This is a genomic window from Pseudomonas sp. Irchel 3H7 (assembly GCF_900187605.1).
Taxonomy (GTDB): domain Bacteria; phylum Pseudomonadota; class Gammaproteobacteria; order Pseudomonadales; family Pseudomonadaceae; genus Aquipseudomonas.
Window position 1 is genome coordinate 1 of the sequence record NZ_FYEA01000022.1, and the last position, 21,629, is coordinate 21,629.

Annotated in this window: 19 protein-coding genes; 7 read left to right on the top strand and 12 right to left on the bottom strand. The window is 60.4% G+C overall.

Features of this window, described 5'->3' with window-relative positions; all coding sequences use genetic code 11:
- Positions 1–321 precede the first annotated feature (321 nt).
- Complete coding sequence (gene xopAW, locus CKW38_RS28260) at positions 322–1,179, top strand: XopAW family type III secretion system calcium-binding effector (RefSeq protein ID WP_095114420.1); 858 nt, start codon at positions 322–324, stop codon at positions 1,177–1,179.
- Positions 1,180–1,798: 619 nt separating this feature from the next.
- On the opposite strand, the gene CKW38_RS28265 is transcribed toward xopAW, so the two are convergent.
- From CKW38_RS28265 to CKW38_RS28305, 9 genes are all read right to left on the bottom strand, one after another.
- Positions 1,799–2,851, bottom strand: coding sequence for an AI-2E family transporter (locus CKW38_RS28265; RefSeq protein ID WP_095114421.1), 1,053 nt, complete (start codon positions 2,849–2,851; stop codon positions 1,799–1,801).
- 69 nt (positions 2,852–2,920) lie between these two features.
- Positions 2,921–3,727, bottom strand: coding sequence for a DUF4892 domain-containing protein (locus CKW38_RS28270; RefSeq protein WP_095114439.1), 807 nt, complete (start codon positions 3,725–3,727; stop codon positions 2,921–2,923).
- A 115-nt stretch (positions 3,728–3,842) separates the two neighbouring features.
- Positions 3,843–4,697: an alpha/beta hydrolase gene (locus tag CKW38_RS28275; RefSeq protein WP_007917457.1), complete on the bottom strand. Its 855-nt coding sequence runs from the start codon at positions 4,695–4,697 to the stop codon at positions 3,843–3,845.
- Entirely contained in the window at positions 4,694–5,500 is an 807-nt protein-coding gene (locus CKW38_RS28280) for an alpha/beta fold hydrolase (protein WP_007917459.1), read from the bottom strand. The genes CKW38_RS28275 and CKW38_RS28280 overlap by 4 nt, the downstream gene beginning before the upstream one ends.
- A gap of 311 nt (positions 5,501–5,811) precedes the next feature.
- Positions 5,812–6,255 (bottom strand): hotdog fold thioesterase, encoded by a 444-nt coding sequence (locus CKW38_RS28285; RefSeq protein ID WP_042560476.1) that lies wholly within the window; start codon positions 6,253–6,255, stop codon positions 5,812–5,814.
- A gap of 31 nt (positions 6,256–6,286) precedes the next feature.
- Positions 6,287–7,942: an AMP-binding protein gene (locus tag CKW38_RS28290; protein ID WP_095114422.1), complete on the bottom strand. Its 1,656-nt coding sequence runs from the start codon at positions 7,940–7,942 to the stop codon at positions 6,287–6,289.
- A 204-nt stretch (positions 7,943–8,146) separates the two neighbouring features.
- Complete coding sequence (gene sixA, locus CKW38_RS28295) at positions 8,147–8,599, bottom strand: phosphohistidine phosphatase SixA (protein WP_095114423.1); 453 nt, start codon at positions 8,597–8,599, stop codon at positions 8,147–8,149.
- On the bottom strand, positions 8,596–8,943 hold the full coding sequence (locus CKW38_RS28300) for a DUF4389 domain-containing protein (protein ID WP_008087808.1): 348 nt from the start codon (positions 8,941–8,943) through the stop codon (positions 8,596–8,598). The genes sixA and CKW38_RS28300 overlap by 4 nt, the downstream gene beginning before the upstream one ends.
- 21 nt (positions 8,944–8,964) lie before the next feature.
- Positions 8,965–9,990, bottom strand: a complete 1,026-nt coding sequence (locus CKW38_RS28305) for an NAD(P)H-dependent glycerol-3-phosphate dehydrogenase (protein WP_095114424.1) — start codon at positions 9,988–9,990, stop codon at positions 8,965–8,967.
- A 196-nt stretch (positions 9,991–10,186) separates the two neighbouring features.
- Here CKW38_RS28305 and CKW38_RS28310 point away from each other — a divergent pair, with 196 nt between their 5' ends.
- From CKW38_RS28310 to CKW38_RS28335, 6 genes are all read left to right on the top strand, one after another.
- On the top strand, positions 10,187–12,310 hold the full coding sequence (locus CKW38_RS28310; protein WP_095114425.1) for a TonB-dependent siderophore receptor: 2,124 nt from the start codon (positions 10,187–10,189) through the stop codon (positions 12,308–12,310).
- Between the two features lies 1 nt (position 12,311).
- Positions 12,312–13,244: an ABC transporter substrate-binding protein gene (locus CKW38_RS28315; protein ID WP_007917470.1), complete on the top strand. Its 933-nt coding sequence runs from the start codon at positions 12,312–12,314 to the stop codon at positions 13,242–13,244.
- Positions 13,241–15,145, top strand: coding sequence for an ATP-binding protein (locus CKW38_RS28320; RefSeq protein WP_007917472.1), 1,905 nt, complete (start codon positions 13,241–13,243; stop codon positions 15,143–15,145). Before CKW38_RS28315 ends, CKW38_RS28320 begins: the two co-directional genes overlap by 4 nt.
- 247 nt (positions 15,146–15,392) lie before the next feature.
- Positions 15,393–15,908 carry a 3-hydroxyacyl-[acyl-carrier-protein] dehydratase FabA gene (gene fabA / locus CKW38_RS28325; RefSeq protein WP_003227150.1) on the top strand — a complete coding sequence of 172 codons (516 nt, stop codon included), beginning with the start codon at positions 15,393–15,395 and terminating at the stop codon, positions 15,906–15,908.
- Positions 15,909–15,919: 11 nt separating this feature from the next.
- A complete protein-coding gene (gene fabB, locus CKW38_RS28330) occupies positions 15,920–17,140 on the top strand; it encodes a beta-ketoacyl-ACP synthase I (RefSeq protein WP_003227152.1) in 1,221 nt (406 codons plus the stop codon).
- A 391-nt stretch (positions 17,141–17,531) separates the two neighbouring features.
- On the top strand, positions 17,532–17,720 hold the full coding sequence (locus tag CKW38_RS28335) for a hypothetical protein (protein ID WP_007917473.1): 189 nt from the start codon (positions 17,532–17,534) through the stop codon (positions 17,718–17,720).
- Between the two features lie 70 nt (positions 17,721–17,790).
- Here CKW38_RS28335 and CKW38_RS28340 read toward each other — a convergent pair whose 3' ends face one another.
- From CKW38_RS28340 to relA, 3 genes are all read right to left on the bottom strand, one after another.
- Positions 17,791–18,333, bottom strand: a complete 543-nt coding sequence (locus CKW38_RS28340) for a DUF2058 domain-containing protein (RefSeq protein WP_016987455.1) — start codon at positions 18,331–18,333, stop codon at positions 17,791–17,793.
- 25 nt (positions 18,334–18,358) lie between these two features.
- Positions 18,359–19,192: a nucleoside triphosphate pyrophosphohydrolase gene (mazG, locus tag CKW38_RS28345; RefSeq protein WP_007917475.1), complete on the bottom strand. Its 834-nt coding sequence runs from the start codon at positions 19,190–19,192 to the stop codon at positions 18,359–18,361.
- A 126-nt stretch (positions 19,193–19,318) separates the two neighbouring features.
- Positions 19,319–21,562: a GTP diphosphokinase gene (gene relA / locus CKW38_RS28350; protein ID WP_007917476.1), complete on the bottom strand. Its 2,244-nt coding sequence runs from the start codon at positions 21,560–21,562 to the stop codon at positions 19,319–19,321.
- Between the last annotated feature and the right edge of the window lie 67 nt (positions 21,563–21,629).

Genomic DNA, 21,629 nt, shown 5'->3' on the forward strand with positions numbered 1-21,629 from the left:
ATCGGCGCTTGGGTGAAAGGAGGAGGGGCGAAATCTCCCACGGTCTGTGCTGCGTCAACAGTCAGAATCGAGCCTTGTCCCTCCTCCTCCCTTCAAGTCCTACCATACAAGCGAGCCTGCTCGCGAAGGCGTCAACTGATCCAACATCTCTTTTGAATGTACCGGCCTCTTCCCGAGCAAGCTCGCTCCCACAGAGTTCGGCGGTGTTCATTCTGCCGTGTGTACCCACCGGTACAAACCCCACATACCCCCGACAACTTGTGCCCTGAGGCTGCATAAGCCGGTACACCCACCGGTTTGCCATTCCAGGGAGTGAGTCCAATGATCGGTAGCGTCAGCAACTACACAAGCTATACCAGCACCAGCAGCACCTCCACGCAAAACGCGCGCAGCCAGCAACTGCAAAAAGAACTGTTCGCCAAACTCGACAGCAACAGCGACGGCGCAGTGGATCAGAACGAACTGAAAAGCGCCCTGTCGCAGAAGTCCAACGACGGCCTGCTGGTCAACCTGAGCAAACAGTTCGGTGATCTGGACAGCGACGCCAGCGGCAGCCTCAGCGCCGAAGAAATGACCGCCATGGCGCCGCCTCCGCCACCGCCACACGATCAAGCTCCGGACACCGATCTCGCCGACGCCCTGATCAGCGCCCTCGACACCGATGGCGACGGCGCCATCAGCAGCGACGAACTGAGCAGCGGCCTGACCAGCGCCGGCAGCAGCGCCGACAGCAACGAAATCTTCTCCGCCCTGGACAAGAACAAGGACGGCACCGTCAGCCAGGACGAACTCACCGCCAGCCTGACCCCTCCGCCGCCTCCGCCACCACAAATCAACAGCGACGAACTGTTCAGCCAACTCGACGCCGATGGCGACGGCAGCGTGACCGCGACAGAACTGAACAGCGCATTGCAAACCAGCAACAACAGCACCGCAACGACCAGCACCGACACCAGCGCCGCGCTGCTCAAGGTGCTCGATAGCGACAGCAGCGGCGGCGTGAGCAGTGATGAACTGAAAGCGGCGTTACAGGCTGGGAGAGAACGACCGGAGGAAGAACAGACCGCTTCGACCCAGAGCACCACTGAAGCGCTGAACCGCATGATTGCCAATCTGAGCAAACAGTACTCGCTGGAAAAAACGGCCTCGGTGGGCAAGTATTTGAATGTGGCGACTTGAGTCGACGCCATTATTTGCCACGGACAATCAAAAGCCCCTCACCCTAGCCCTCTCCCGTGGGAGAGGGGACTGATCGAGGTGTTTGGGAGAGCTACGCCGACGTGAAACACCGAGTCGTACTCAGATTCTGAAACAGATCAAAATCCCCTCACCCTAGCCCTCTCCCAGAGGGAGAGGGGACTGATCTGAGGTGTTTGGACGAGTTACACCGACGTGAAATACCGAGTTGAACTCAGATTCTGAAACACATCAAAAGCCGAACACCCCACGCTCTTCACCACTCAATAGGCCGAGTGTCCGCTCGCCTGCTTTTGATCTTGATCTTGATCCACGGGCGACGTCGGAAGGCTGAGTGGAGGGATTGATCCGGGCGTGGGAGCGCAGCGACCGTTTGGCGCAGCCAAACACAGCGGGAGTAGGTGCAGCGAAGCAAACCGGAGACGCTGCGCCCGGATCGATCCCGCAGCGAAGGAACCCCGAGCCCCAGCGAGCGGGCCGCACGTAGGAGCAAGCCTTTTGGGTTACCTTTTCGGCGTTTGGAAAAGGTGACCCGCCGTAAGGGCGGAACCCTAAGCCGCCGTTACCGCAGCAACGGATATTCACCCAAAACCCAAAACCGCTAGCGCCGCTCCTCAACCCGCCCCTGACTCTTGCTCCAATCCGTCAACAAACTATAAGCCACCGCCAACAACGTAGGCCCGATAAACAACCCGATAAACCCAAACGCAATCAACCCGCCAAACACCCCAAGCAACACAATCACCAACGGCAAATTCCCCCCGCGACTGATCAGATACGGCTTGAGCACGTTGTCCACGCCACTGATGATGAACGTCCCCCAGATCCCGAGAAACACCGCCATCCCATACTCACCTTTCCACGCCAGCCAGGCCGTCGCCGGCACCCACACCAACGGCGGCCCCATCGGAATCAGACTCAGCAGGAAGGTGACAATCCCCAGCACCAGCGCCCCCGGCACCCCGGCAATCAAAAAGCCGATCAACGCCAGAACCGCCTGCGCCGCCGCCGTGCCGATCACCCCGTTGACCACCCGCTGCACCGTGCCGGCCACCAAGTCGATGTAATACCCCGCCCGATCACCGATCAGCCGCTGCAGCAGACTGTGTACAAACGCCGCCAGTCGCGGCCCGTCACGATAGAAAAAGAACACAAAGACAATGCTCAGGGTCAGCTCGAGAATCCCGCCGCCGATCTGCGCACTGCGCGCCAGCAGCCAGTTACCGACCTGCCCCAGATAAGGTTTGATCGACACCATCAGAGCGGCGCCCTGCTGATCGATGCTGTTCCACAGCCCGACCAGACGCTCGCCCACAAACGGCAGAGTCCCCAGCCACACCGGCGCTTCCGGCAGACCGTCGACCTGCACATCCTTGATAAACGCCGTGGCATCGCGCACATGATCCGCCAGGTTGAACCCCAGCCACACCAGCGGCGCGGCCACGAGCAACATCCAGCCCAACGTCAGAATCGCCGCAGCCAAGGATTCACGGCCATTGAGCCAACGGGTCAGCAGGCGCATCAACGGCCAACTGGCAAACGCCAGCACCGCGCCCCAGAACAGCGCCGACCAGAATGGCGCCATCACCCAGAGGCTGGCACCAAACAACACCAGCAGCAGGATCTGCACCAGCAGGCGATCATTATTGAGCATGTAAGGTCTCGAAAAAGTCAGTCAGGCAAAGAGTAGGCGAACACACAGCTCGTGCTCGCCAAAAACAGCTTAACGCAACAGATCGATGCGCAGGCCAGAGCCTTCGACACTGCCGGTTTCCATGCGTGCCGCCCGCACCCCCTGATTGATCAGCGCCTGGCGCCAGGCTTCGGCCTTTGGCCCTGACACCGTTACACGCAACGTCGTGTCGAGATTAAGGCCACGGGAAATCAGGCGTAGCCAGGTGTCATCCGGGTCATTCACGCGATCAGGAAAATCCAGCTCACCGGTGCTTTTCAACTGACGCAACAGCGTCGCCGAGGTCGGCAGCAACTCACCCAGCGGTGCAACCGCCTCGAACTGTTCGACATGCAGATAGGCTTTGCGATTGCCACGGGTGATGCTGTAAAGCGCCACCAGCGTGTTGTCGCGCGGTGCGGCCAGCCTCAACAACAGATACGCCTGTTGTTCGTCAGCGCCGTACAACTTGGAGTTACCGAACACCTCGTTGGCCCAGAGGCTGCTTTCGCCGCAATCACGCGCCTGACACCAGAACAGCAATTCTGCGTCCTGCTTTTGCAGGGCCTCGCGGGCGGCGGTGAAGGCTTCGGTGGCGGAGTGTTCGGGGGGCAACTCGTAAGTCACCGACGTGATCTGGCCACGAGCAGTGACCTGGCCGTCGAAGCGCAGTTGCCCGCTGATCTTGCGGATCGAGCCCAGCGGGTAGATGCGCTCCAGTTCAACCGGAGGGCGATAGTCGACGATCTGCGCATCGGCCAGACGCGGCACGATCTGCAGATCCTGGCTGCCCGGCACATCGGCGGCGAACGAAACGGTACTGAAACAGCACAGTGCCAACAGACTGAGTGACCGTATAGTCAGGCTCATCGGATCGGTAATGCTGGATGATTCGAGGTCGCAGCGGTGTAGAAATCCATCGTGGTTGTCTCCCATTTCAACCCGCCCAGCCTCGACAGTTGCCCGCAGCAAGTCAAGGAATGGCGAAGAACCGATTGAAACAGTCTGCGACAAGGTCGGCCCCGGCCTCATCGTTCAGGTGCAAATGGTGCCCGCCCGCCAACTGTTCCCGACTGAAGGGTAGACGCTCCAGCAACTCGGGATGTTTAGCCAGCATGCCGTCAGCCGCGACCACCAAATGCGCCGGGCAACTGACCCGCAGCGCGAAAGCCATTGCCTGTTCCTCGGTCAGGCGCAGCGGTGATGGCAGGGTCAGTCGATTGTCGGTGCGCCAGGTGTAGCCGCCCGGAACCGGCATCAATCCGCGCTGAGCCAACAACTCGGCGGCTTCTCGACTGACCGCGACCAGCCCCTTCATCCGCGCTTCGATGGCACGGTCGAGGGTGTTGTAGACCGGTTTGCGTTTGTCGCGCAGATCCAGTTGCGCTTGCAGGGCCATGCCCATGCGTTCGGCGGCGTTTTCGCCTTTGTCTGTAGGAGGAATCACGCCGTCAATCAGTGCCAGATGACTGATGCGTTCCGGTAACGAACCCGCCAACACCATCGAGACAATGGCGCCCATCGAATGCCCGAGCAGGCCGAATCGCTTCCAACCAAGTTGCTCGGCGACCTGCAGCACGTCATGGGCGTAATCCCACAGGGCATAGCCGGCGCCGTTGGGTCGATGCCCGGAATGCCCGTGCCCGGCCATGTCCAGCGCGATGATGCGCAAGCCTTTGAGCTTCGGCGCCAGACGGGCAAAGCTGTTGGCGTTGTCGAGCCAGCCATGCAGCGCGATCACCGGCACACCGTCCTCGGGCCCGAACAAATGCGCGGCCAGTTCGATATGCGGCAGGCTCAGGCGGACTTCTTCGAAGGGCGGGCTCATGCGCAATCCTTGTCCTGGCGTTTTTCCCAACGGGTAAACAGGTTCTTCAACAACCGTGCGGTGTCCTGCGGGCGCTCAAGCGGGAACATGTGCCCGCCGGGCATGCTCAACGCCTCGCCTTGGGCCAGACGCGAAACGAAACGGGTGTGATGACGCATGACCACACGACTCTTGTGCCCGCGCACCACCGCCAGCGGCACCTGCAATTGCCGGGTGCGGCCAGGACTGGTGTGCGGCACGCCGCGATAGATGCTGATCTCGGTGGCCGGGTCGAAACGCAGGCGCAGTTTGTCGCCGACCTGATGCAAACCGTGTTGCAGGTAGGCATCGAAGCATTCCGGATCGAAACCACGGAACAGTGTCTTGCCAGCAAAATAGCTGCGCGCACTGTCGAGGTCGGCGAACTCTTCCCGCCGGCCCAGGGTGCGGCCCGCCGGGGTCAGTCTGTCGATGAAGCCAAAACGCTTGGCGGCACGGATCACCCACTGATCAGTGCGAGTCAACACGGGTGAATCAAGCATCACCACACCGCGATACAGCTCAGGGCAACGTAGCGCCGCGTGCAGGTGCAACACCCCGCCAAAGGAGTGGCCAACGCCCCACACTGGTTGATCCTGTTGCTGCAAATGGTGGATCAACTCATCGACAAGGTTGTACCAGTTGTCGTCCGCCGGGAAACGCGGGTCATGGGCATGCTGCTCCAGATGCGCAACCCGGTACTCAGGCGCCAGCGCCGCGAACAACTTGCCATAGGTGCCCGAGGGAAATCCGTTGGCGTGGGCGAAAAAGATCGGTTGCGACATGCTGGGTAAATCCATGAGCGGGAAACGTGGCGTTGATTGTCCGTAAGACCGCGCCTTACAGCAATGACCGTAACTGCCAGGAATGATGACAGTCCGGTCAGGGCTATGGTGAGTCAGTCGGATCGCTACCCCCTCACCCCAGCCCTCTCCCCCAGGGGGGCGAGGGGGAAAGGGAGCCGATCTCCATGCTTTTCCGAATCTGTATTCGACTCGGTATCTCAGGTCGATGAAGCACGTGAAAACAACGAGGTCGACCCCCTCTCCCTCTGGGAGAGGGCTGGGGTGAGGGGCTGATCACTGAAGAAACTCACTCAACGTGCCGGCGGCTGCTCACCCAACGGCACCACCGCCATGGTCAGCCGCGACACACAACTGGCCTTGCCTTCATCGCTGGTCAAACGGATATCCCATACATGGGTGGTGCGACCAATGTGAATCGGTTTGGCCACCGCCGTCACCCGGCCACTGCGCAAGCCGCGCAAATGGTTGGCGTTGATCTCGAGGCCGACGCAATAAAACTTGCTGGCGTCGATGCACAGATAGCTGGCCATCGAACCGACGGTTTCCGCCAGCACCACCGATGCGCCACCGTGCAGTAAGCCGTAAGGCTGATGGGTGCGATGGTCGATGACCATGCTCGCGGTCAGCGATTCCTCGTCGAACGCTTCGAAGCGGATGTCCAGCACTTCGCCGATGGTGTTTTTCTGGATCGCGTTCAACTGCTCGATGTTGGGGGTGGTACGCCACAAGCTCATCGCAGACTTCCTTTGTTGTTTTAGTGGTCGCTCAATCCTGCCACAGCACCGCCTCGCTGCGCTCGCTCCATTCTTCGAAACGCGCGCCATAGGTGTCTTCGATGACGTTGCGCTTGATCTTCAGCGTCGGCGTGAGGAAGCCGTTTTCCACCGCCCAACTGTCCTTGACCACTACCAATCGGCGCAGGCGTTCATGCTTGTCGAGCACGGCGTTGACCTCTTCCAAGAGTTTTTCCAGACTCGAATGCAGGCTCGCCCGGCCCTCCTCCTGATTGACGCTCGACAGCACACACAAACCCAACGGCGCGCTCAAGCCGTCTCCCACCACGCACACCTGTTCAATCCGTGAATGCACGGCCAAGCGGTTTTCGATCGGCGCCGGGGCGACGTATTTGCCTTTGCTGGTCTTGAAAATTTCCTTGAGGCGGCCAGTCAGGCGCAGGCGCCCTTCGGCATCCTGCTCGCCCTTGTCGCCGGTGCGCAGAAAGCCATCCTCGGTCAGGGTCTCGGCGGTCTTCTGCGGTTCCTTGAAGTAGCCGAGCATGTTCGCCTGACTGCGCACCTGCACCTCGCCCGACTCATCAATGCGCACCTCGACTTCCGGGCACGGTTTGCCGATCCAGCCCTGTTTGTATTGCCCCGGCAGGCAGATGTGCGAGTAACCGCAGCCCTCGGTCATGCCATAGACCTCCAGCACATCAAGGCCAAGTTTGCGATACCAGGCGAGCAACGTCTGCGGCACTGGCGCGGCGCCGGACAGCGCCACACGCAAGGCATCCAGCCCCAGTCCCGCCAGCACTTTGTGCCCGACACGTTTGCCAATGAACGGCAGGCCGAGGAGAAAATCCAGACGCTTCGCCGGGATCTTGCTGTACACGCCCATCTGGAATTTGGTCCAGATGCGCGGCACGCCGAACATCGCGGTTGGCCGAGCTCGCTGCAGATCGGTAATAAAGGTCTCAAGGCTTTCGGCAAAGAACACCGTTTGCCCGGTATAGATCGAGGCCAGCTCAACGAACATCCGCTCGGCAACGTGGCACAGCGGCAGGTACGACAGCAGCCGGTCGTTCTCGTTGAGACCAAACAGTTGCGTGCCACGCGTCGTGGCGAAGCCGAGATTGGCGAAACTGTGCATCACCCCTTTGGGCAGGCCAGTGGTGCCGGAGGTATAGATGATCGTCGCCAGTTGCTCGGCAGCCGGGCGCGGATCGTCCTGAATCGGTGAGCTGCGCTGCAAGTCTGCCCAACTGAAATCGAACTCCCCGGGCGGATGCAGCGGCAGGCTGATGGTCGGCAGATCGGCCGGCACGCCTTTGGCCATGCCCGGCCAATCGTCGAGTTTGCCGATGAAGGCGAGGACACTTTCCGAGTGATTGAGTACTTGCGCGACGGAGTCGGCGGTCAGGTTGGGGTACAACGGGACGGAGACGTGCCCGGCCATCCAGATCGCCAGGTCGGCGATGATCCAGTGTGCACAGTTTTTCGAGATCAGGGCGATGTGGCTGCCTTGTGGCAACTCGCGGGCGCGCAACCAATGTGCGGCGCAGCGGGCCTGATGGCCGACGTCGGCCCAACTCAGCGTCTCGACCTGGCCGCCGCCGATGGGCTGCACGAGGAAGCGCTGGCGCGGATGGCGGGCTTCACGCTCGTAGAACACGTCCAGCGGCAAACGGAAGGCGGCAGACATGCGACTCGCTCCTGTTTTTTGGGTCTGGAGCAAGCGTAGTCAACCAAGCAAGTGCTTGGTTGGAAAATTCAAACAAATAATTTCATGGTGTACGCAGAAACCAATGTGGGAGCGGGCCTGCTCGCGAATGCAGTCTGTCAGACACATAAAGGGTGAATGACACGCCGCTTTCGCGAGCAGGCGCGCTCCCACAAGGGATCAGCGTTACGGGTGCTTGAGGCTGTTGAGGGTCATCGAGCCGATGAGCAACTCTGGGCTTTCCAGCTCGGCCAGGCCGGCGGTGCTGACCTTCTCCGGCGGATACCCGGCGCCATGCTGCAAATAGCTCAGCAAGTTGCCCACCAACGGGTTGTGGCTGACCAGCAGCACGTTGCTCACCGACACCAGTTGATCGGTGACCTTGTCCGGATCAACCTCCGGCGTCAGCCACTCGACCGTGCGAATTTCCGGCTCGAAACCCAGCGTTTCACGAACAATCTGCGCAGTCTGTTGCGCGCGTAAATAAGGGCTGGCGTAAATCGCGGTCAGCGGCTGGCCGATCAAACGGGCGGCGCTGCTCAAGGCCTCTTTGCGACCGTGCTCGGTCAGTTCACGCTCGGAGTCGGGGCACGAGCCGTAAGGCACGGCTTCGCCGTGACGCAATACCCAGAGTTTCATAGCTTGGGTTCCTCATCTCGGACCGGATGTGGCGCCGGGGCAACGGCGTGTGGCGCTTCACCTTCCGGGGTACGCGGCGTTGGCCAGTCGGCGAACGGCCAGGGTTTCTGGTCGCTGTGGAAACTGCCGAAACGCCCGATCTGCGCCAGAAACTGGCTCAGGCTGTCGCCGAAATTCATCAGGCTGGCGCTCGGCGCGCCATAGATCAAACGATAGATCAGTTGCACCAGCACCACCGCGCCGAGGATGAACTGCGCCACTTGCCAGACCAGCACGTAGACGATCATCCACAACACGCGCAGGAGGATGGATTCGTACTTGGCTTCGGTTTTCGGATCGTTCATGGCTTGCTACTCCCGGCTCAATCAGTTGAAACCGCTGGTGGAAATAAAATCGACGTCGGTTTTCGGTTCGGCTCGCATCAGTAGACCGATCACCTGCTCCAGCGTGCGTCCTTCGAACAGGATCGCGTGCAGCCCGGCGACCAGCGGCATGTACACGCCGACTTCCTGGGATTTGGCCTTGAGCACTTTCAGCGTGTTGACGCCTTCAGCAACTTCACCGAGGCGCGACACGGCTTCGTCGAGGCTCAAGCCCTGACCCAGCGCGAAACCGACTTGATAGTTGCGACTTTTTGGCGATGAGCAGGTCACGATCAGATCACCAACACCGGCCAGACCGAGAAAGGTCATCGGGTTGGCGCCCTGATTCACGGCAAAGCGGGTCATCTCGGCCAGCGCGCGGGTGATCAGCATGCTCTTGGTGTTCTCGCCCATCTCCAGCGCCACCGCCATGCCGGCGATGATCGCGTAAACGTTTTTCAACGCCCCGCCCAACTCGACGCCGAAACGGTCGGCGCTGGCATACACGCGGAAGGTGCGACCGTGCAGCGCGGCTTGCACGGCTTTACAGAGTTCTTCGTCTTCGCTGGCGACGACGGTGGCGGTCAGCGCGTGCTCGGCAATCTCGCGCGCCAGGTTCGGCCCGGACAACACGCCGATGCGCGCCTGCGGGGCGATCTCTTCGAGAATCTGGCTCATCAGTTTGAAAGTCTGCGCTTCGATGCCTTTGGTCAGGCTGACCAGCATCTTGCCGCTCAACCGCTCGGCGTGGGCGGCGAGCACCGTGCGCAGTGCGCTGGACGGCAGCGCGACAAAGCACAAATCGCAGGCGTCGAGGGTTGCCTGCAGGTCGGTGACGGCGGTCACGCCGGGCAGAATCTTGATGCCTTTGAGGTAACGCGGGTTTTCGCGATTGACCCGGATGGCCTCGGCCTGCTCGGGGTCACGCATCCACTGCCGGACTTGATGGCCGTTCTCGGCCAAAAGGTTGGCCACGGCGGTACCAAAACTTCCGCCTCCCAGGACCGCAATCGGGCGCTGTTCAGTCATATGCAATCCGTTAATCCATACCAGTGGCGATGCCGGCATTATACGGGGCAGCCCACGCGCGGCCAGCCCCTGCATCAATTACCGACACTTGTAGGAAGAAGACCAACAAAACCTAGGAAAATGCCTGCAACGTGACTGGAAAAGTCGCTGTCCTCGGTTAACATGCGCGCCAATTCTTCGCTATCAAGGTTGTGTCGTGTCTTTTGGCTCTGCGTCCCCGCGTTCGTCCGTTTTACTGGCGCTGTTGTTCAGCCCGGTAGTGCTGGCGGACGACCTGTTCCTGGACAACGAAGCACTGCCGCAGGTGCTGACGGCCACGCGCCTGAAACAGACGCCGGCAGAAGTGCCGGGGAGCATGACCGTCATCGACAGCGAATTGATCAACGCCAGCGGCGCGCGCGATATCAGTGAACTGCTGCGGCTGGTGCCGGGGATGATGGTCGGCAACATCAGCGGCAATCAAGCGGCGGTCAATTACCACGGCACCAACGCCAGCGAAGCACGGCGCATGCAAGTGCTGATCGACGGCCGCTCGGTCTATCGCGCAGGCTTGTCCACGGTGGACTGGAGCGATATTCCGGTGGCCATGGAAGACATCGAGCGCATCGAAGTCTTTCGCGGCCCCAACACCGTCAGTTATGGCGCCAACGCGTTGATGGCAGTGGTCAACATCATCACCCGCCACCCGGCGGACAGCCACGGCACGCGGATGAAGTACACCCGAGGCCAGCGCGGCATCAATGATTTCTATGCCAGCCAGGGCACTGGCTGGAATGGCGGTGATTTGCGCCTGTCGTTGTCTGGCCAGGAAGATGATGGCTTCGACAGCGATCGCAGCGGCGCCGATTACCGCGACAGTCGCCGCTTGAATCGCTTCAGTCTCGCGGTCAGCCACACGCTCAGCGACAACCAGAGCCTCGACTGGCAGGTCAACGCCAAGGACGGGACCAACCAGCGGCCGTACACCTACCGCCCGGTGTTCTCAGGGATTACCGACGCTGGGAACAATTCCGACGTGGTGGCCAAGGATTACGCCGGCTCGGTGCGCTGGAACCTCGACATCAATCCCGAACACAGCCTTTATATACAAGGCTCGGCGCAACACTGGGATCGTCAGCAAACCTGGCGCGCCTGCGATGCCGAGGTATCGTTCAGCCCCGAACTGACGCAGTTGTGGCAACTCAACCCGAATTACACCGAACGTCTGGCGCGCAACATCACCCGTTTCACCGGCCCCGGCGCAGCGCCCGGCACCCCGCAGGAAATGGCCCTGGCCAATCAGGTGCTTGATCAATGGCGCAACGGTGCCAGCCGGACCCTGTGCGGCGACATCGACCAGAGCGCCCGCGAATCGCGTTACGACCTCGAACTGCAGGACACCCTCAGCCTGTCCGACAGCCTGCGACTGGTCAGCGGCATGAACTACCGTTACGACCGCGCCGACTCCGAGACTTACTTCAATGGCACGCTGGACGACACCACCTGGCGCGCGTTCGGCCAACTGGAATGGCGCGCCACGGAACACTGGCTGTTGCAGGGCGGCGCGATGTTTGAAAACACGCAACTGACTGGCAGTTCGCTGACCCCGCGATTTGCCGTCAATTACCTGATCAACCCGCGCCACGGCCTGCGTGCGGTGTACTCGGAGGCTATCCGCTCGCCGGACATGTTCGAGAACAACGTCAACTGGAGCTATCAGGTCAGCAACCTGCGGCCCTCGGCCTACGGCCAGTCGTCGGCGCGCTACTTTGTCAAAACGCGTGGCCCGGGCGATCTCGATCAGGAACACATGCGCTCGCGCGAACTGGGTTACAACGGCTATTTCGCCGAGTTGGGCCTGGCCCTGGATGTGAAGCTGTTCTACGACGAGATCACCGGAATGATCAGTGAGCCGCTGCGCAACAACCAATACATCGCGAGCAACGCCAACAGCTCACGGTTTCGCGGTACGGAAACCCAGCTCGACTGGCGCGTGAGCCTCGCCGATCGCCTGCGCTTCACCTACGCCTTTGTCGATGCCGAGGCGAGTAACCCACTGGATCAGCAATTCACCTCGCGCAACAGCGGTTCGGCCGGCTGGCTGCGCGATTGGGGCCACGGCTGGAACAGCGCCCTCTTCTATTACGGCGACAACGCGCTCAACGGCTACCGTTTCGAACGCGTCGACACGCGCATCGCCAAACGCATTGCGCTGGGCAAAGCCCAACTGCAACTGGCCGGCGTGCTGCAACAGCGCCTCGATCATGAGCCGACCACTTTCGTCGACAACAATTACGACGAACGCCGGGTGATGTATTTCAGCGCCGAGCTGGAGTTCTAGGATGCACTACGGGCCGTCACGGAAGCTGCCAACCTTTGGCCACTGGCTGGCCGGGGTGTGTCTGTTTCTGACCGCATGGCTGCATGGCGTGGCGGTGCAGGCGGCCGATATTCTGTTGACCGGCGCCGAGGAAAGTCCTGGCGTGCAAGCGTTCGTGCAGGCACTCAGCGAATTGCGCCCGACCGACAACGTGCGTTTCCAGCCACTGGCCAGTCTGCCGGCACCGGGCAAACTGCCCGCCAGCCTGCGCCTGATTCTGCTCGACCTGCCGAGTCTCGACTGGCGTCTGCAAGAACCACAAGGCCCGGCGACACTGGTGCTGCGCATCAGTCGCCTGCAAGCTCGCCAGCGCCTGGGCAACGCGCAACCGGCGCATCTGAGTTTGCTCTGGAGTGATCCGCCGCTGAGCCGACAGTTGCAGTTGATCCGGCGCATTTTGCCCCAGGCCCGGCGGATCGGCGTGCTGTTCGATCAGCACAGTGAATTCCTCCTCAAGGAACTGAATCTCGCCGCCGCGCCGCTGAACCTGCAAGTCGTCAGCCAGCGCTGGGACAACACCCACGACAGCCGCCCGCTGCAAACCGTGCTGAAAAACAGCGACGTGCTGCTCGGGCTCGACGACCCCGATCTGTACAACCCGAAAACCGCGAAAAACCTGCTGCTCAGCAGTTACTCACGGCAAGTCGCACTGGTCGGCCCCAACGTCGCGTTCGTTCGCGCCGGCAGCCTGGCCAGTACGTACAGCGATCAGAACGACTGGCTGGCGATGCTCGATCAATTGCTCGACCAACCGCCGGCCACTTGGCCGCGAACCCTCTACCCCGCACGTTTCAAAGTCTCAAGTAATGCGCAGGTCGCTCGTTCACTGGGTATCGAACCGTTGAATGAAGCGTCTGTCGCCAGCGCGCTGGCTGAAGGAGAACACCGCCCATGAGTTTCCGTCGCCGTTGGGACATCAATACCCGCACCCAGCTGATCAGCCTGGGCCCGGCGTTGTTGCTGACCCTGCTGTTGATCAGTTTTTTCACCTTCGTGCGCATTCAGGATTTGCGTCAGGAGTTGAACCACACCGGCCAACTGATCGCCAACCAACTGGCGCCCGCCACCGAATACGGGGTGATTTCCGGCAACAACGAAGTGCTGGAGAGCCTGCTCAAGGCCACACTGGCCACGCCCAATGTGCGTTTTCTTGAAGTGCAGGACAGCGCCAACCGGATTCTGGTCTACGTCGAACAACCCGCGGCGGCGCACGGTCGACCGCATCAGGTCGAAGTATTCCAGGCACCGGTGCGCCTGCAACGCATCGCCCTGCACAATGATTTCTTCCAGGACGGCAAGGTCAGCAATAGCGGGGCCAGCGAAGATTATCTGGGCCGGGTGATCGTCGGTCTGTCCAACGATGCCTTCAGTCAGCGCCAGCAGGAAATCCTGTTCAAGGCCGCAATCCTCGCGCTGTTCGCCCTGCTCTTCACGTTTGTGTTGGCGCGGCGCCTGGCCGGCAGCTTGTCGCAGCCGATCCGCGATATCGGTGACGCGGTGAAGGCCATTCAGGACGGCGACTACAAAACGCCGCTGCCGATCGTCGATGACACCGAACTCGGCGCGCTGTCGCAGCACATCAACAACCTCGCCCAGGCGCTGGAACAAGCCAGCCGTGAGCAACATCAAGCCATGGCGCAACTGATCCAGACCCGCGAGGAAGCGGAAAAGGCCAACAACGCCAAGTCCGATTTCCTGGCGATGATGAGCCATGAACTGCGCACCCCCATGAACGGTGTGCTGGGCATGCTGCAATTGCTGGAAACCACCGAGATGACCGAGGAGCAGGTCGAGTACGCCGCCCTCGCCTCGGAGTCCACCGAACACCTGCTGAAAGTCATCAACGATATTCTCGACTTCTCGCGCATCGAACGTTCCGAGCTGGAACTGGAGCACATCCCGTTCAACCTCGCTGAACTGATCGGCGCCTGCGCGCAGTCGTTCCAGCACAGCGCAGTGCAACGCGGCCTGGCTTTGAATCTGCGCATCCCGGACGACATGCGCGGTTTGCAGGTGCAGGGCGATCCGACGCGGATCCGGCAGATTCTGGTCAACCTCGTCGGCAATGCGCTGAAGTTTACCGAGCAGGGTCGCGTCAGCATCGAGGCGCAGTGGCAGTCGCTGGATCACGAATTGTTGTGGTTCACCTGCTCGGTGCGCGACAGCGGCATCGGTATTTCGTCAGAAAGCCTGGAGCTGATGTTCAACGCCTTCCAGCAGGCCGACAGCTCGATTTCGCGGCGTTACGGCGGCACCGGTCTCGGTTTGCCGATCGCCCGTACACTGGCCGAACGCATGGGTGGCACCTTGCGCGCGCAGAGCGAAGAAGGTCGTGGCTCGGTGTTCACCCTGGAAATTCCGCTGGCCCTGTATAAGCAGGCGCTGCCGGCACTGACCGCGCCGCGAGCACTGAACGGCAAGGGCCATGGCGAAGGGCGCAATGTCTTGCTGGTCGAAGACAACCCGGTGAATCAGACCGTGATTGAAGCGATGCTGCGCAGTCTGGGCTTTACTGTCAGTGTTGCCAGCGATGGCGCACAAGCCGTGCGCAGCGCCGAGGGCAGCGACTTCGAAGTGATTCTGATGGATTGCCGCTTGCCGATTATCGATGGCTACGAAGCGACACGGCAGATCCGTCTTCTGCCGGGTCGCAGCGATGTGCCGATCATCGCCCTGACGGCCAACGCCTTGCAGGGTGACCGCGAAACCTGTCTGTCGGCGGGCATGAACGATTATTTGGCGAAGCCGTTCAAACGTAATGATCTGCAGCAGATTCTGCAGCGCTGGGTGTCGTAGTGTGGGCCTTTCGACCATCTGCGACTGGCATGAAAAGCGAAAGTGCGGCAGTCTTAGGCACCCGAACGAGCCTCAAAAGGGGCTTGAATAAAAATTTCAGTGCACAAGTGTACATTCATGTCCTTGGTGCTGTGACTTTCACCACAACGCAATAGTCTATGAGTAGGCTGCCGGTTCGAGGCATGAACGCTTCGAACGGTCGGGAAGATTTGCCCCACCTGCCGCATGGGATTATTGAGGAGCTCGCATGACCAAACAAAACGCCTTTACTCGGGAAGATCTGCTGCGCTGCAGTCGCGGTGAGCTGTTCGGCCCAGGTAACGCGCAACTGCCCGCCCCGAACATGCTGATGGTCGATCGCATCACCCTGATCAGCGAAGAAGGTGGCAAGTACGGCAAAGGTGAATTGGTCGCCGAGCTGGATATCAACCCTGACCTGTGGTTCTTCGCGTGCCATTTCGAAGGTGATCCGGTGATGCCGGGCTGCCTGGGTCTGGACGCCATGTGGCAACTGGTCGGTTTCTTCCTGGGCTGGCAAGGTCTGCCGGGCCGTGGCCGTGCGCTGGGTTCGGGCGAAGTGAAATTCTTCGGTCAAGTGCTGCCGACCGCCAAGAAAGTCACCTACAACATTCATATCAAACGCGTCCTCAAGGGCAAGCTGAACCTGGCCATCGCCGATGGTTCGGTGACTGTCGACGGTCGCGAAATCTACACCGCCGAAGGCCTTCGCGTCGGCGTGTTCACCTCCACTGACAACTTCTAAGGGTTATTCGCATGCGCCGCGTCGTTATCACTGGTCTGGGCATTGTTTCGTGCCTGGGCAATGACAAAGAGACCGTCTCCGCTAACCTGCGTGCAAGCCGCCCTGGCATCCGGTTCAACCCGGAATATGCCGAAATGGGTCTGCGTAGCCAGGTTTCCGGCTCCATCGACCTCAACCTTGAAGAGCTGATCGATCGCAAGATCTATCGCTTCGTCGGCCACGCAGCGGCTTACGCCTACCTGGCCATGAAAGACGCTATCGCTGACTCCGGCCTGACCGAAGAGCAAGTGTCCAACCCGCGTACCGGCCTGATCGCTGGTTCCGGTGGTGCTTCCACGCTGAACCAGATGGAAGCGCTGGACATCCTGCGCGAGAAAGGCGTGAAACGCGTTGGCCCATACCGTGTAACGCGGACCATGAGCAGCACCGTTTCCGCTTGCCTGGCCACGCCATTCAAGATCAAGGGCCTGAACTACTCCATCGCTTCTGCCTGCGCCACCAGTGCTCACTGCATCGGTACGGCCATGGAACAGATCCAGATGGGCAAGCAGGACATCGTCTTCGCCGGTGGCGGTGAAGAAGAGCACTGGAGCCAATCGTTCCTGTTCGACGCCATGGGCGCGCTGTCCAGCAAGCGTAACGACACCCCGGAACAGGCTTCACGTGCCTACGACGCTGACCGTGACGGTTTCGTCATCGCTGGCGGTGGCGGCATGGTCGTGGTTGAAGAGCTGGAACACGCTCTGGCCCGTGGCGCCAAGATCTACGCGGAAATCGTTGGCTACGGCGCGACGTCCGACGGCTACGACATGGTTGCCCCAAGCGGCGAAGGCGCGATCCGCTGCATGCAGATGGCGATGTCCACCGTTGATACCCCGATCGACTACCTGAACACCCACGGCACTTCGACTCCGGTCGGCGACGTCGCGGAAATGAAAGGTGTGCGTGAAGTGTTCGGCGACAAGGCACCTGCGATCAGCTCGACCAAGAGCCTGTCCGGTCACTCCCTGGGCGCTGCCGGCGTTCACGAAGCGATCTACTGCATGCTGATGATGGAAGGCAACTTCATTGCCGGTTCCGCCAACATCGACGAGCTGGACCCTGAAGTGGCCGATCTGCCGGTGCTGACCAAGACCCGCGAGAACGCCACCATCAACACCGTGATGAGCAACAGCTTCGGCTTCGGCGGCACCAACGCCACGCTGGTACTGAAGCGCTGGGAAGGCAAGTAATTCCCCCCGCTTGAGCCACACACAAAAACGCCCCGACTGGTTCGGGGCGTTTTTTTTCGCCTGCAGAAAATAGCCGGAACACCGCTGATCCCTGTGGGAGCTGGCTTGCCAGCGATAGCGGAGTGTCAGGCAACGAAGATGCTTGCTGTGCCGACGTCATCGCTGGCAAGCCAGCTCCCACAGGGATCCAGAGCGTTCTGGAGATGAAACTTCTGTCATGAAACTTACCGCCCTGCGACCGAATGTCGCGGATTACGCGGGCTGCAGCACTGTTGCAAAAAACGCAACAACACCTTGCACAAATCAGCCGTTTACTTAGCAGGCTAACAAATTCTATAACAGAGTCCTGCACACGCCTTGCTGCAGATAACTTGAGATTTGGAGCTAGCAGATGACTGTAAAAGTAACTGAACGCGACGATTCACACATGTCCCACGAAGGCGTAGCCGCCGGTATCCGCATCTGGGATGTGCATCAACAAGACTTGCTGGTCGGCATGTTCCACAACGAGATCGATGCCCACAACTACAAGGCCGAACTGGAAGTGCAAGAACAGCAGCGGGATCTGAAATCCGCCTGATTCAACCACAGCATTGAAAACGACAAACCCCGCCATGAGCGGGGTTTGTCGTTGTTACAGCTTTATCGATTTACCACATCAGATCATCAGGGATCTGATACGCCGCGTAAGGATCGTCCTCGGTGCTGACCTCTTCAGTCTGCACGTTGAGCTGGACGATACGCTGCGGATCGCGCTCCTGGATCTTCAGGGCCGCTTCACGCGGGATGACTTCGTAGCCGCCGGCATGGTGCACGATCGCCAGCGAACCGCTGCTGAGCTTGTTGCGCATCAGCGTGTTGACCGAGATGCGCTTGACCTTCTTGTCGTCGACGAAGTTGTAGTAATCCTCGGTGGTCAGCTTCGGCAGACGCGAGACTTCGATCAGTTGCTTGACCTGCGCTGCACGCGCCTTGGCCTCGGCTTTCTCTTTCTGCTGGCGGTTCAACTCCTGGTCACGCTTGACCTTCTCGGCCATGGCTTCCTGAGCCGCGCGCTGCTGCGAGTCATCCAGTTCGATCTGGCCTTTGTGCGCCAGGCGCTGCTGCTTCTGCTTGTCTTTGCTGACCTGTTTGGCCTGCTTTTGATTGACCAATCCTGCTTTGAGCAACTGGTCGCGAAGGGAAATACTCATGGTGCTTACTCACTTGGGCAGTGGCTCAGCCGCAGCCGGGCAAATTCTTTTCCTGACGTTTGGCTTCACCCCACAGGGCGTCCAACTCTTCGAGGGTGCAATCTTCTATGGGACGGTGGGTGTCGCGCAATGCCTGTTCGATAAATCGGAAACGTCTTTCGAACTTGCCGTTGGCGCCACGCAGCGCGGTTTCCGGGTCAACCTTCAAGTGCCGGGCCAGGTTGACCACGGAAAACAGCAAGTCGCCGATCTCGTCAGCCACGGCGACGGGATCGTTTTCGGACATGGCTTCGAGGACTTCGTCGAGTTCTTCGCGCACCTTGTCGAGCACCGGCAAGGCGTCCGGCCAGTCGAAACCGACCTGGCCGGCGCGCTTCTGCAATTTGGCCGAACGCGACAGCGCCGGCAACGTGGCCGGCACATCATCAAGCAATGACAGTTGCTCGGGCGCGGCAGATTTCTCCGCACGCTCCTCTGCCTTGATCTCTTCCCAGCGCTGTTTGACCTGTTCTTCGCTCAAGCGCGGCACATCCAGCGGTGCGTAGAGATCACCGGTGGGGAACACGTGGGGATGACGACGGATCAGCTTGCGGGTAATGCTGTCGATCACCCCGGCAAATTCGAAGCGCCCTTCTTCCTTGGCCAACTGGCTGTAATACACCACTTGAAACAACAGATCGCCCAACTCGCCCTGCAAATGATCGAAGTCGCCACGTTCGATGGCATCGGCCACTTCGTAGGCTTCTTCGAGGGTGTGCGGAACGATGGTCGCGTAGGTTTGCTTGATGTCCCACGGGCAACCGTACTGAGGATCGCGCAGACGGTTCATCAGGTGGAGCAGGTCTTCAAGGCTGTAAATCATTTAGCTGTCTCACCACAAAATCCTGTAGGAGTGAGCCTGCTCGCGATCGCGGTGTATCAGCCACCATTAATGTTGACTGACACTCCCTCATCGCGAGCAGGCTCACTCCTACATTGGTCATCTTCAGGGCGTACGGTTACGCCGCGTTTCGATGATGTTCGGCAACTGCGATATGCGCCCGAGCAAGCGCCCCAGCGCATCCAGCCCCGGGATCTCGATCGTCAGGGACATCAGCGCGGTGTTGTCTTCCTTGTTCGAGCGGGTATTGACCGCCAGCACGTTGATGCGCTCGTTGAGCAGCACCTGCGAGACGTCACGCAGCAGACCGGAACGGTCGTAGGCACGAATGACGATGTCCACCGGGTAGGTGAGCACCGGCACCGGGCCCCAGCTGACCTGAATGATCCGCTCCGGCTCGCGCCCGCCCAGTTGCAGCACCGAGGCGCAGTCCTGACGGTGAATGCTCACGCCACGGCCCTGGGTGATGTAACCGACGATCGCGTCGCCCGGCAGTGGCTGGCAGCAGCCGGCCATCTGCGTCATCAGGTTGCCGACGCCCTGGATCTGAATGTCGCCGCGCTTGCCCGGTTTGTAGCCGGTGGCTTTGCGCGGAATCAGTTCCAGCTGTTCGTTACCGCGTTCCGGCTCGACCAGTTGCTGCGCCAGGTTGACCAGTTGCGCCAGACGCAGGTCGCCGGCACCGAGGGCGGCGAACATGTCTTCGGCGGTTTTCATGTTGGCCTTGTCGGCCAGCTTGTCGAAGTCCACCGCAGGCAGACCGAGGCGCGTCAGTTCGCGCTCGATCAGGGTTTTACCGGCGGCAACGTTCTGGTCGCGCGCCTGTAGCTTGAACCAGTGAACGATCTTCGCCCGCGCCCGCGAGGTGGTGACGTACCCGAGGTTGGAGTTCAGCCAGTCGCGGCTCGGCGTACCGTGCTTGCTGGTGATGATCTCGACCTGCTCACCGGTCTGCAGGCTGTAGTTGAGCGGCACGATGCGCCCGTTGATCTTCGCGCCACGGCAGTTGTGGCCGATTTCGGTGTGCACGCGGTAAGCGAAGTCCAGCGGCGTCGCGCCTTTTGGCAAGTCGATGGCGTGACCGTCGGGGGTGAAGATGTAGACCCGGTCCGGCTCGATGTCGACGCGCAGCTGTTCGGCCAGGCCACCGATGTCACCCAGTTCTTCATGCCACTCGAGGACCTGACGCAGCCAGGAGATTTTCTCTTCGTAATGGTTCGAGCCGGATTTGACGTCGGTGCCTTTGTAACGCCAGTGCGCGCAGACGCCGAGTTCGGCTTCTTCGTGCATCGAATGCGTACGGATCTGCACCTCAAGCACTTTACCCTCAGGGCCGATCACCGCCGTGTGCAACGAGCGGTAGCCGTTCTCTTTCGGGTTGGCGATGTAGTCGTCGAACTCTTTCGGGATGTGCCGCCACAAGGTGTGGACGATACCCAGCGCGGTGTAGCAGTCGCGCATTTCCGGGACCAGCACGCGCACCGCGCGCACGTCGTAGATCTGGCTGAATTCCAGACCCTTGCGCTGCATTTTGCGCCAGATCGAATAGATGTGTTTGGCCCGGCCGCTGATGTCGGCATCGACGCCGGTGGCCTGCAATTCATCCTTGAGCTGGGTCATCACGTCGGCGATGAAACGCTCGCGATCAAGCCGTCGCTCGTGGAGCAACTTGGCAATCTGTTTGTATTGATCAGGTTCGAGATAGCGGAAGGACAAGTCCTCCAGTTCCCATTTGATATGACCGATGCCGAGTCGGTGCGCGAGCGGCGCATAGATATCGAACACTTCGCGGGCGACACGGTTACGTTTTTCATCGTCGGCGGTTTTCACCGCGCGAATGGCGCAGGTTCGTTCGGCCAGTTTGATCAGCGCAACACGGACATCGTCGACCATCGCCACGAGCATCTTGCGCAGGTTTTCCACCTGCCCCTGCGTGCCCATGACCATCGACTGACGCGGACTGAGGCTGGCGCTGATAGCGGCCATGCGCTGCACGCCGTCGATCAGTTTGGCCACCACCGGGCCGAAGCGCTGACCGACGGCCGCCAGTTCGATCTGGCCTTCGCGTACACCGCGATACAGGACCGCCGCGACCAGAGAATCCTGATCGAGCTTGAGGTCGGCGAGAATCTCGGCGATTTCCAGGCCGGTACTGAAACTACCGGAGCCTTCGGCCCACAGATTCTTCTTGGCATTGGACTGTTGTTCGGCCTCGCGAGCGAACTCGCAGGCTTCTTTCAAGGCTTCGCGATCCAGTGCCAGATCGACACTGACCGCGTGATCGAGCCAAGCCTCGAGATTGATACTGCCGTCAGTGTTGATCGGCTGGTGTGCTCTCACCTGTACCATGTTGCTTTACCTTCCCTACGACGCAGATTCAATGCGTCAAATCGCTGACCTTCAGTGCCCATTCGCG

Excerpts from the sequence above, each read along its gene's own strand:
- xopAW (WP_095114420.1), top strand. The coding sequence starts at position 322 with ATGATCGGTAGCGTCAGCAACTACACAAGCTATACCAGCACCAGCAGC.
- CKW38_RS28265 (WP_095114421.1), bottom strand. The coding sequence starts at position 2,851 with ATGCTCAATAATGATCGCCTGCTGGTGCAGATCCTGCTGCTGGTGTTG.
- CKW38_RS28275 (WP_007917457.1), bottom strand. The coding sequence starts at position 4,697 with ATGAGCCCGCCCTTCGAAGAAGTCCGCCTGAGCCTGCCGCATATCGAA.
- CKW38_RS28280 (WP_007917459.1), bottom strand. The coding sequence starts at position 5,500 with ATGTCGCAACCGATCTTTTTCGCCCACGCCAACGGATTTCCCTCGGGC.
- CKW38_RS28285 (WP_042560476.1), bottom strand. The coding sequence starts at position 6,255 with ATGAGCTTGTGGCGTACCACCCCCAACATCGAGCAGTTGAACGCGATC.
- CKW38_RS28290 (WP_095114422.1), bottom strand. The coding sequence starts at position 7,942 with ATGTCTGCCGCCTTCCGTTTGCCGCTGGACGTGTTCTACGAGCGTGAA.
- sixA (WP_095114423.1), bottom strand. The coding sequence starts at position 8,599 with ATGAAACTCTGGGTATTGCGTCACGGCGAAGCCGTGCCTTACGGCTCG.
- CKW38_RS28300 (WP_008087808.1), bottom strand. The coding sequence starts at position 8,943 with ATGAACGATCCGAAAACCGAAGCCAAGTACGAATCCATCCTCCTGCGC.
- CKW38_RS28305 (WP_095114424.1), bottom strand. The coding sequence starts at position 9,990 with ATGACTGAACAGCGCCCGATTGCGGTCCTGGGAGGCGGAAGTTTTGGT.
- CKW38_RS28315 (WP_007917470.1), top strand. The coding sequence starts at position 12,312 with ATGCACTACGGGCCGTCACGGAAGCTGCCAACCTTTGGCCACTGGCTG.
- CKW38_RS28320 (WP_007917472.1), top strand. The coding sequence starts at position 13,241 with ATGAGTTTCCGTCGCCGTTGGGACATCAATACCCGCACCCAGCTGATC.
- fabA (WP_003227150.1), top strand. The coding sequence starts at position 15,393 with ATGACCAAACAAAACGCCTTTACTCGGGAAGATCTGCTGCGCTGCAGT.
- fabB (WP_003227152.1), top strand. The coding sequence starts at position 15,920 with ATGCGCCGCGTCGTTATCACTGGTCTGGGCATTGTTTCGTGCCTGGGC.
- CKW38_RS28335 (WP_007917473.1), top strand. The coding sequence starts at position 17,532 with ATGACTGTAAAAGTAACTGAACGCGACGATTCACACATGTCCCACGAA.
- CKW38_RS28340 (WP_016987455.1), bottom strand. The coding sequence starts at position 18,333 with ATGAGTATTTCCCTTCGCGACCAGTTGCTCAAAGCAGGATTGGTCAAT.
- relA (WP_007917476.1), bottom strand. The coding sequence starts at position 21,562 with ATGGTACAGGTGAGAGCACACCAGCCGATCAACACTGACGGCAGTATC.